Source organism: Bacillus sp. AP50 (genome assembly GCF_040492675.1).
Taxonomy (GTDB): domain Bacteria; phylum Bacillota; class Bacilli; order Bacillales; family Bacillaceae_G; genus Bacillus_A; species Bacillus_A cereus.
The window spans coordinates 1-9491 of the sequence record NZ_JBEUTW010000385.1; the positions used below are offsets into that span (position 1 = coordinate 1).

Genomic DNA, 9491 nt, shown 5'->3' on the forward strand with positions numbered 1-9491 from the left:
TGTTTATACGCTGCCTCTATCTTCTCTTCATCGCCTTTATGAGCTTCTGTATATGTTCCTACTGTTTTTAGCAAATGAATTTCTTGTAAAAACTCTTCTCGATTTATAGCTGTCCCATGAGAAAGAATATATGTCTCAGCATCAAATTTTTCTAATTCATCTATTAATGCAAACGTTCTTTTCGTCGTATAGTTCCACTTCGAGGAAAAAATATCTGCATATATACAGTCCCCTAAAAATAATATCTTTTCTTCTTTTATGTACATAACAACTGAATCATGTGCATGATCTCCGCCCACATGTTTTAACACGCATGTCACCTCACCAAGATCTAATTCCATTTGATCCTGGAACGTTAAGGCCGGAGGAATAATGTTAATATTTCTCGCTTTTTCTTCAAACTCTTTCTTGATGCAATCCGCACAAAATTCAATTTCAGTACCCTCTTTTACGCGTGCATCCAACGCTTCATCTGTCCATTCATAAGATACTATTGTCTGCATTTCTTTTTTCGTTTCAGCGTGCGAAATAGTTAATGCATTCCGTAATACAGATAATCCAAAAATATGATCCCAATGCCAATGCGTTAGTGCTACAAAATCAGGATTTGATACATTTTGTTCTTTTAACATTTCTAAAAATAATTGTGCATGTTCTTCTGAATTCCCTGCATCGATCATTAACGTTTTTTCTTTTCCAACAACCATTCCTAATATAGGTCTATCTGTTTCAGAAACAGGTGTCATATACCAAAATGAGTTTCCTATTTTTTTAATTTGTTGCATAACCAATTCCCCTTTTCATTTCCTCACTTAAGTTTAATATATAGATTATAACGAATCACTACTTTTTTCTCTATACTCAAACACAATTACTTGGACTAATCTAACTTTTCTTTTCGTAAGCTAAAAATAAGGGAATAGAATCGGAGTGTGATACTATGGAACGTTTATGGATCCCAATGATTGTAACATTTTTTTCGTTCGGTGGATTACTATTAGGCGGTGCTGTTGGAGTAGCAACACGCCAACTCATTGAAGAAAAGATGCATCGTTTATACGCATTATGTGGCGGTATTTTGTTTGGGTTATTGTCACTTGAAATTATTCCTGAAACATTTTCAAGCTATGAAATGATTGGACCTATACTTGGTATAGCTATCGGTATTTTAGTTATGGGCTTATTAGATAACTATTGTCACCATCCAATGATACATAAAAAAGATCAACAAGCATGGCAAACCTTTCTTTTTCTCTCTTTCGCTATATTTATTCATAATATACCGAGTGGATTTGCGTTAGGTACAGCTTTTATAAATCATAATGACTCTGCCATTCCCTTTTTAATAGCAATCGTCGTTCACCATATTCCAGAAGGATTAGCTTTAATTATTCCATTTCTTTTTACAAAACATAAATATATTTCCTTTTTATTAACGACTTTATTACTTTCTCTTATTCTCGGTACTGGCACAGTTTTTGGCATTTTGATGGAAGGAAAAGCTCTTCACCTGCAAGGCCTCATTATGGGAAGTGCTATTGGTTCACTTGGATATGTCACAATTCATGAAATGCTTTGGAAAGCTAAGAAACAGCTCTCTTTCCTTACATTTCTAATGTGGGCAACTAGTGGTTTTTTACTAATAACAGTGTTCACTTTATTCGCTGGTCATCTTTAAAGTTGCTAAAGTGAAGCTTTTGTTCCTCCCACACTGATTCTTGGATTACAAATAACTAGATAAATTTCTTACTTGTATATTTTTCCTTTTTATTCAAAACATAATGTTATCTACCTATTATAAGGAGGAACAATTATGTTTGGGAAAACAGCAGGTGAAGCATTAGTTGATTTATTAATTGATTGGGGAGTAGAGCACATATACGGTATGCCTGGAGATTCCATTAATTCTATCATTGAAGCTTTAAGAAAAAAACAAGATAAAATTAAATTCATTCAAGTTCGCCATGAAGAAGCTGGTGCATTAGCAGCGGCTGCCTATGCGAAATTAACAGGAAAACTTGGCGTTTGTATGGCAATTGCAGGACCTGGTGCTATTCATTTATTAAATGGTTTATATGATGCGAAACTCGATAAAGCCCCTGTTCTAGCAATTTCAGGTCAAGTAGAAACCGATTTACTTGGAACGGACTTTTTCCAAGAAGTAAATTTAGAAAGAATGTTTGATGATGTTGCGGTTTATAACCAGCGTATTATGTCAGCAGAGCAACTACCTGCCGTAGTGAATCAAGCAATTCGAATGGCTTATACGAAAAAAGGTGTATCCGTTCTTACTATTCCAGATGATGTCCCGAAATTTGAAGTGAAAAATGGTGCCCGTGTTACAAATACTTCTTTTACTTTGCCTGAGTTGTTTCCACAAAAAGAAGATTTAGATGCAGCGAAACTCGCAATAAATGAAGCGAAAAAGCCTGTGATTTTAGCTGGAAAAGGAACAAAACATGCGAGAGAATCTTTACTTGCATTGGCAGAACAAATTGGTGCTCCAATCGTACTTACATTACCAGCTAAAGGAATTATTCCTGATGAACACCCTCTTTGTATTGGTGGATTAGGATTAATTGGAACGAAACCTTCTTATGAAGCAATGAAGCATGCAGATACTTTAATTATGGTCGGTACTTCTTATCCGTTCACCGGCTTCTTACCTGAAAAAGCAAAAACAATTCATATCGATACAGATCCTGCCCAAATTGGGAAACGTTATGCGACAGATATTGGTTTAGCTGGTGATGCTGATAAAACATTACGATGGTTAATTGAAAATGTTGAAGAACACACAGATCATTCCTTCTTAGAACAGCACCAAGAAATGATGAAAAAGTGGGAAGATAAATTACACGATCAAGAAGAAGACTCTTCCATTCCAATTAAACCACAACGCGTTATGCATGCTCTGCAGCAAGTAGCACATGATGACGCAATTCTATCAGTCGATGTTGGAAATGTAACAGTATGGACCGCAAGACACTTCCGTATGACAAACCAGCAATTTGTCATTTCTAGCTGGCTCGCAACACTTGGTTGCGGTTTACCTGGTGCTCTTGCTGGAAAAATTGCATTCCCGGATAAACAAGTATTTGCAGTTTGTGGTGATGGCGGATTTGAAATGACGATGAATGACTTCGTAACAGCTGTAAAATATAAATTACCAATCGTTGTCGTCGTATTAAACAATAATAAAATTGCGATGATTAAATTCGAGCAAGAAGTCATGGGTAATATCGAATTCGAAACAGATTTAACGAACCCTGATTTTGCAAAATATGCAGAGGCGTGTGGAGGTATTGGATACCGTGTTGAGAATTTAGATGAACTCCTTCCCGCTTTCGAAAATGCAGTAAAACAAAATAAACCGTGTATTATTGATGTAGTTGTAGATGCTAACGAAGCACCAATGCCAGCAAAAATCACATTTGGTCAAGCCGCTGGTTATACGAAGCATATGATAAAAGAATTATTTGAAGAAGGTAAGATTGATTTACCTCCACTTTAAACGAAAAAAGATAGCTGAAAACAATTTGTCTTCAGCTATCTTTTTTTATTTTTGTATCTCTTTATAAAAAGAAAAGTCATTCATAGTTGGTTGTACTTAAGACTCTTATTTTTTATCAAGAGTCTTTTTATTTAATTTCGCTTCAGTTAATACTATGTAATACTATGCATCTAAAAATCTTTATACATCTCGCTAACTATTTCAATTCTCTAAAGTTCGGATATACTTTATTTTATGAATGTATCGCACATCCACTTATAGAATTTTTCTTTCTCTTCAAATTGTGGATAATGAGCTGATTTCTCAAAAGTAATAAATTGTTTTTGATCTGCTTCTATCTTATCAAAATATGTTTTTGCTGCATGGAATGAAGTGTTATAGTCATATTTCCCCATAAGGCAATAAAACGGTAGCTTCATTTCAATCACCTTAGTAGGCAATGGATTTTTTTAATCCTTTTCTAATAAGACAGTTTGAGAATGTGATAATCCAACGTTATAACGAATTACGTCTAACAAGTTATATTCATTACAGAAAGATTTGAAAACATCTCGCATACACATTTTTATAAAAACACATAGAAAAGAGCCCTTGCTTTCAACACAAGGACTCTTTTCATAAACTATTTAGCTACCTCTTCTTTCGGCATTACCATACCTTTATAAAGTTGAACAGTTATCCAGTAATACATGAAATAAATGACTAAGAAGATTCCTATTGGCACCCATACTTTTACAAACGGGTCAACTAATATAAAGCTGAATAAGTTAAGCCCTACTAATACGTGGGAAATGCCAATGATCGCTGGGAAGATAAATAAATATGAAATTTCTTTATATATACTTTTCGTTAACATACTGCGTCTCACACCAATTTTTCGTAACATTTCATAACGGCGTACGTCGCGAGAAGCACCTGTTAATATTTTGAACATAAGGGAACTTGCCATCATTGCTAAAAACGCAATTCCGAGGAAAAATCCCATAAACATTGTACCGCTCATGAAGCTGTTCATAAACTGATAAATTGTCATTTTCGTAAATAAGTCTACCTTTTCACCTGTTGCTTTTTCAATTTGTGCTTTTTGTCTCTTGTCTATTTCGATCAATAACGGTTTATATTTTTTCATATCATCTACTTTTGCTAATGTTACAGTATGTTCTGTTCCTTGAATCCCTTTATAATGCTCTTCGTCTGCAATTCTTACTGGTTTTCCGCTAAATTGATTATGCGTAATTTGTATCTCTCTTACAACTGCGTCTTCCCAATCCTTTGGCATATGAGGGAATTTTGCTAATTCAGGAGCCTCTAAAGCTGAATATACAGGTTCAGTTAAAGGTTCAGTCACACGTTTGCGAACAGGCTCTTTTAAAGTTTTTGTATCAAAATGGTCTGAAACAAGTGGCGGTTTCGCAGTTAAGTCGTTACGTAAATAATAAACCGCTTCTCCATCTACTTTATATTTGTACTTGCTTTCTTCAACAATTTCCATTTCTTTCAAGGCAGCTTTATCTTGATCATTCGGATCATGAATTACAACATCATATACACGAGAAAAGTCTGTCATAATACCTACATTTTTTTGGAACGCCATACCTGCCGTCATCGCACCTGCGCCTAATGCAATTAACATTGCTACAGTACCTAATACTCTCGATAAACTATTTACTCGAAAGCGTAGCTGTGCATATGTAAAACTATTTAGACCAGTTTCATTTCGTTTTTTATTCCCCTTAATTTTCATCACAAAAAATGGAAGTAATGAACTAAAGATAAAATATGTTCCAAGTGTTGTAACGATGGTTGCTATAATAAAACCTAATTCAGCATATATTTTTACATTGATCATAAAATAGTACCCTGTACTTACTAGTAATACACCAAGTACTGTCATTATTATAATGCGAGTTTTACTTTTCTTCACTTCATCTAGTGTTTCATCTTCACGAATTAACTCTAATTCAGTTTTACGTAACAAGCGGACACTGTTCATTAAGCCAGTAATGAAAAATAGTATTAAGAAGAAAATAACTGTGACTAAAATTGCTGGTGTGTATACAGATGCATAACTACCTTTTGCTGAAATTTCCATTCCATTCATTAAAAAGTTTCCTGCTACACTTGCAAGTAACATCCCTACTAAAATACCGATAATAATACTGACAATACCCATACCGAATGTTTCAATAAATAATAACTGTGCTACTTTTTTCTTTTTTGCACCAAGCATCATGTACATACCGAGTTCTTTTCTTCTTAATGTGAGCAAGAAAGAGTTGGCATATATAATATAAAATACAGTAATGAAAGATAATAGTATTGCACCTACCCAAAAGACGAGCCTTATACTACTAATTAGACTATTATCTTTTGTAAATTCACTATTCATCGCCATCGTTTGGAACATGTAGAAAATACTAATACTAATAACGAGGCCAATAAGTAAAACCATATAATCTTTTAACATCTTTTTCATACTATGACGTGATAATTTAAATAACATAGTTTCACCCCCTACTTAGACTCAGCAGCTGAGCCCATATGAGCGAGCACACCTAAAATGTCTTGATAGAAATTCTCTCGAGTACCTTGACGGTTTAATTCTTTATAAAGAAGACCATCTTGAATAAATAAAATACGCTCACAATAACTTGCACTAAATGCATCGTGTGTAACCATCAAAATACTTACATTGTGATTTTCATGTAAATCTTGCATCGCTTCTAATAAACTTTTTGCGTTTTTACTATCAAGCGCACCTGTCGGTTCATCTGCTAATACAATTGCTGGATTATGTACTAAAGCTCTTGCCGCCGCTGTTCTTTGCTTTTGTCCTCCAGAAACAGCCGTCGGATATTTTGTTAAAATTTCGGTGATGCCTAATTTCTTCGCAACGTCATTTACCTTTCCAGTAATCTCACTTGACGGTACGCCTTGCAAAGAAAGTGGTAAAGCTATATTTTCATAAATTGATAAGTTTTCTAGAAGATTAAAATCTTGAAAAATGAAACCTAATTTTTGAGAGCGAAAATCAGATAACGCATTGCCCTTCATAGAAGTAATATTTGTACCAGCTATCGTCACACTACCACCTGTCGCTTGGTCAAGTGTACTTATCACATTAAGTAAAGTCGTTTTTCCAGACCCAGAAGGTCCCATGATCCCGACAAATTCTCCTTCTTTAATACTTAACGATACACCCCTTAATGCTTTTGACTGATTCTCATTTCTTTTCCCATACGTTTTTTCTACACTTTCTACAGTAACTACATTTGTTGACATCTCTTTCACTCCATCCCTTTTGTATAAAATTAATTTCTCACATATTTCTTATTATTTTGTCATGTGAATTCTTAAGAATTTTTTAATTATTCATTCAAGAAGAGTTACACCTGTAACATGAACCTTTTTCCTACTTCATATTCTCATTTTTCTACAACTCGTTCCCTCGATTTCGCTTACATTTACCTTACATTTTTGTAAGATAAAAAAGAAAACACACTAATTGCTAATAGTGTGTTTTCTTTACAATCAATATTTTCTATTCTTTATTTCCTCTTCAATAGTTGCCACAAATACGTCTAGCGCAATAACTTCTGACTTCTCTTCCCCATATTTACGTACATTTACAGCTCCGTTTTCCATTTCCTTATCACCAATAACAAGAACATACGGTACTTTTTGCATTTGTGCTTCTCTTATTTTATATCCTAATTTTTCATCTCGTGCATCTTGTTCAACACGAACTCCAGCTTGTGCTAATTTATGTGCAATCTCATTGGCATATTGTTCATGTACTGCATTTGAAACTGGAATTACTTTCACTTGAACTGGTGCCACCCATGCCGGGAACGCACCTCCAAAGTGCTCAATTAATATTGCTAAGAAGCGATCTAATGACCCTAAAACTGCCCTGTGAATAACAACTGGTCTTTTCTTTTCATTATTTTCATCTATATAATTTAAATCAAATTTCTCTGGCATTTGGAAATCAAGCTGGATTGTTCCGCACTGGTGGCTTCTATTTAAAGCATCTTTAATATGAAAATCAATTTTCGGCCCGTAAAATGCACCGTCACCTTCATTTAGTCTATATTTATAATTTAGCGATTGTAATACATTTTCTAATGCCGCTTCTGCTTGCTCCCATAATTTATCATCACCCATTGAATCTTCTGGACGAGTAGAAAGCTCTACTTCATATTCGAATCCAAAAGTTTTATATACGTAATCAATTTGCGCCATTACTGATTTAATTTCATCTTCAATTTGTTTTGGAGTTACAAATAAATGTGCATCATCTTGGCAGAAAGTACGTACTCTTAATAATCCGTTTAACGCACCACTAAATTCATGACGATGTACTTGACCAAATTCACACATACGAATCGGTAATTCACGATAAGAATGCAATTTATTTTTAAACATAAGCATGTGCCCTGGGCAGTTCATCGGTTTTAATGCAAAACTTTTATTATCTACTTCAGAGAAATACATATTATCTTTATAATGTCCCCAGTGCCCTGATCTCTCCCATACTTCTTGGTTCATCATGAACGGAGTGCGTACTTCTTGATACTTATACTCTTTTTGAATTTCTCTTAAAAATGCTTCCAATTCGTTACGAATCAATTGTCCTTTCGGTAAATAAAACGGCATTCCCGGAGCCTCTTCAGAAAACATAAATAACTCAAGCTCACTGCCTAACTTACGATGATTTCTTTTTGCTGCTTCTTCAACGAAATGTAAATACTCTTCTAATTCTTTTTGAGAAGAGAATGCAACACCATATATGCGCTGAAGCACTTGGTTATTACTATCACCTCGCCAATATGCACCGGAAACGTGAGTTAATTGAAATGCTTTCAAATAACCTGTAGATGGTAAATGTGGTCCTCTACATAGATCTACAAATTCACCTTGTTTATATAGTGTTACACTTTCCCCACTAGGAATTGCTTCTAAAAGTTCTAATTTCAAGCGGTCGTTCATTTCTTGAAACAGTTTAGCTGCTTCTTCTCGAGAAACCTCAACTCGTTCTATCTTTATATTTTCATTTATGATCTTTTTCATTTCTTTTTCGATTTTTCGTAAATCTTCTATGTTTACACTACTTGGAAGATCCATATCATAATAAAATCCATTTTCAATAACAGGTCCTACTCCAAGATTTATATCACCATACAATCTTTTTACAGCTTGCGCTAAAATATGTGCCGCGGAGTGTCTTGCAATTTCTACCCCTTCATTTGAATCTATAGTAATGATTTCCACTTCCGCATTTTCTTCAATATTTCGGCGTAAATCATATAATCCATCATTTACTTTCCCCGCGACTGCTTTCTTTTTCAAACTACTGCTAATGGATCCAGCAATTTCTTCTAAAGTAACTCCATTTACAAATTCTTTAACGCTACCATCTGGAAATTTAATTTCAATCATTTGTTCTTTCATTTTTCATCTCTCCATTTCATAATAAAAAGCACACTCATCCCTAAAATAGGGACGAGCGTGCTTTTACCCGTGGTTCCACCCAGATTCCCATTGTAAATATACAATGGCTTCATTTACGGTAACGTCGTTTACACGGCACTAGATACTTCATTTCCCTAGTGCAGCTCTAAGGTGGTAAGTTATTTTTCTGCGTTAGGAAGTTCTCAGCTTTCCTTCCTTCTCTGTATAACCGGGTAAAATAACTCGTGTCCTTTTCTTCGCTTATTATGAAATTGAATGCAAAAAAGCATATTCATCCCTAAATATAGGGACGAATATGCTTATATCCGTGGTTCCACCCAGATTCCAATAACTCGTGTCCTTTTCTTTGCTTTTTGTAAAACATCCATTTATTGTTATTTAATATATCTTATTCATTTTATTTTTGCAAGTGTTTAAAAAAATTATTTATTTAATTTAAAAAAGTGAAACCAATTTTTTTTGGTTTCACTTCACAATTTTACCAATCTTGTGGCTGTCTCTT

6 protein-coding genes, 1 pseudogene and 1 other annotated feature are annotated in these 9491 nt (G+C 34.4%); of the genes and pseudogenes, 2 read left to right on the top strand and 5 right to left on the bottom strand.

The window, feature by feature from the left end:
* The coding region (locus tag ABWK52_RS22915) for an MBL fold metallo-hydrolase (protein WP_353772156.1) at positions 1 to 785 on the bottom strand (785 nt) is incomplete at its 3' end.
* Positions 786 to 940: 155 nt separating this feature from the next.
* Here ABWK52_RS22915 and ABWK52_RS22920 point away from each other — a divergent pair.
* Together ABWK52_RS22920 and ABWK52_RS22925 are read left to right on the top strand one after the other, a co-directional pair.
* A complete protein-coding gene (locus tag ABWK52_RS22920) occupies positions 941 to 1678 on the top strand; it encodes a ZIP family metal transporter (RefSeq protein ID WP_000440616.1) in 738 nt (245 codons plus the stop codon).
* A gap of 135 nt (positions 1679 to 1813) precedes the next feature.
* A complete protein-coding gene (locus ABWK52_RS22925; protein ID WP_098542407.1) occupies positions 1814 to 3514 on the top strand; it encodes a pyruvate oxidase in 1701 nt (566 codons plus the stop codon).
* A 227-nt stretch (positions 3515 to 3741) separates the two neighbouring features.
* On the opposite strand, the pseudogene ABWK52_RS22930 reads toward ABWK52_RS22925, so the two are convergent.
* From ABWK52_RS22930 to thrS, 4 genes and pseudogenes are all read right to left on the bottom strand, one after another.
* Positions 3742 to 4044 (bottom strand): annotated as a pseudogene (locus ABWK52_RS22930) (hypothetical protein); the annotation flags it as partial.
* Between the two features lie 92 nt (positions 4045 to 4136).
* Positions 4137 to 6017 carry an FtsX-like permease family protein gene (locus ABWK52_RS22935; protein WP_000897869.1) on the bottom strand — a complete coding sequence of 627 codons (1881 nt, stop codon included), beginning with the start codon at positions 6015 to 6017 and terminating at the stop codon, positions 4137 to 4139.
* An 11-nt stretch (positions 6018 to 6028) separates the two neighbouring features.
* Positions 6029 to 6796: an ABC transporter ATP-binding protein gene (locus ABWK52_RS22940; protein WP_000106426.1), complete on the bottom strand. Its 768-nt coding sequence runs from the start codon at positions 6794 to 6796 to the stop codon at positions 6029 to 6031.
* A 249-nt stretch (positions 6797 to 7045) separates the two neighbouring features.
* On the bottom strand, positions 7046 to 8968 hold the full coding sequence (gene thrS, locus ABWK52_RS22945) for a threonine--tRNA ligase (protein WP_098542406.1): 1923 nt from the start codon (positions 8966 to 8968) through the stop codon (positions 7046 to 7048).
* Between the two features lie 44 nt (positions 8969 to 9012).
* Positions 9013 to 9235, bottom strand: a binding site (T-box leader).
* Positions 9236 to 9491 lie beyond the last annotated feature (256 nt).

Excerpts from the sequence above, each read along its gene's own strand:
- ABWK52_RS22920 (WP_000440616.1), top strand. The coding sequence starts at position 941 with ATGGAACGTTTATGGATCCCAATGATTGTAACATTTTTTTCGTTCGGT.
- ABWK52_RS22925 (WP_098542407.1), top strand. The coding sequence starts at position 1,814 with ATGTTTGGGAAAACAGCAGGTGAAGCATTAGTTGATTTATTAATTGAT.
- ABWK52_RS22935 (WP_000897869.1), bottom strand. The coding sequence starts at position 6,017 with ATGTTATTTAAATTATCACGTCATAGTATGAAAAAGATGTTAAAAGAT.
- ABWK52_RS22940 (WP_000106426.1), bottom strand. The coding sequence starts at position 6,796 with ATGTCAACAAATGTAGTTACTGTAGAAAGTGTAGAAAAAACGTATGGG.
- thrS (WP_098542406.1), bottom strand. The coding sequence starts at position 8,968 with ATGAAAGAACAAATGATTGAAATTAAATTTCCAGATGGTAGCGTTAAA.